This window comes from Microcoleus sp. Pol7_B2, from assembly GCF_036701035.1.
Taxonomy (GTDB): Bacteria; Cyanobacteriota; Cyanobacteriia; order Cyanobacteriales; family Microcoleaceae; genus Microcoleus.
In genome coordinates this window covers 1-1,153 of the sequence record NZ_JAUBQB010000201.1, presented here as the reverse complement: position 1 = coordinate 1,153, position 1,153 = coordinate 1, and the positions used below count along the sequence as shown (strand labels likewise).

Below are 1,153 nucleotides of genomic sequence, written 5' to 3'. Positions count from 1 at the left end.
TATCATGCCCATTTGTCAGAAAAGCTGACACGTTCTAATTACTTATTGACAATTTTATTGATTCAAGTAGTGCAATCGATTAAAGAAGTCACATTGGAAAGCATAGCGACCAAACTAGCGATACCCATTAAATTTGAAAGTAGAAGAAAAAAAGTTCAGAGATTTTTATCAGAGGATAAATGGGTTTTAGATGATATTTGGCTGTCACTGGTAATTGGTTGGATTAAAGGTACTGTCAAACAGGATAAGGTTGTATATTTAGCAATAGACCGAACCAAATGGCAATCCAATAATATTTTGATAGTCAGCATGATTTGGCGAAAAAGAGCTATTCCTATTTATTGGAAAATGCTTGACAAACAAGGAAACAGCACATTAGAGAATCAACTATTTGTATTTACGCCTGTATTCGCCACCTGATCAGATTATAACTTGATCGTGTTAGGAGATCGTGAATTTTGTAGCGTTACACTCGCCAACTGGCTTAGAGAGAAGAAAGTAGGTTTCTGGAGAGCGACTAAAAAAGAATGTTTGTATCAAGATTGAAGAGGAGTTATGGGCTGAACTAAAAATGCTAGGATTAGATAGAGCCAGGAAATAGCTTTTTCAATCAAGAAGTAACGATTAGAAAAACTGCACCCATTACGGGGTTTAATCTAGCAGGTAAGTGGCTGGGTAAATATCGAAATTTTACCACAGAAGAACCTTGGTATATTCTGACCAACTTGGCAGATATACAAGCCGCAGTTGATGCTTATGCAAAAAGATTTGGAATTGAAGAAATGTTTAAAGATTTTAAAGGCGGAGGCTATAACCTAGAGAAGACTAATTTAACGGGCGATCGATTGAGTAAATTATTAATTTTGCTATCGCTATCATACTTAAAGAGTATCATTCAAGGGATAGATATTAAATCAAAGCAAGTTCAAGAATATCTAGGCCGAAAAACAGAAAGCCACAGAAAATATGCTAGACATAGCACTTTTCATATTGGACTCTGGGGTGAATCATGGGTCGATTCGATGTTTAGTAATTGGCAGGTTGTTGTTGAATTAATGTCTTTGTCTCCACATAAACTACCTAATTATCAACAAGGCATAAGAGCTATGAGGCTTATTCTATCAGCGTTATAGGCGACAAGTCGCCCCGACAG

1 protein-coding gene and 1 pseudogene are annotated in these 1,153 nt (G+C 36.3%); both read left to right on the top strand.

Annotation, left to right across the window (positions count from 1 at the left end):
* Nucleotides 1–420 (top strand): annotated as a pseudogene (locus tag QUA57_RS28565) (IS4 family transposase); the annotation flags it as partial.
* A 305-nt stretch (nt 421–725) separates the two neighbouring features.
* Complete coding sequence (locus tag QUA57_RS28560; protein WP_333251576.1) at nt 726–1,133, top strand: hypothetical protein; 408 nt, start codon at nt 726–728, stop codon at nt 1,131–1,133.
* The last annotated feature ends 20 nt before the right edge of the window (nt 1,134–1,153 follow it).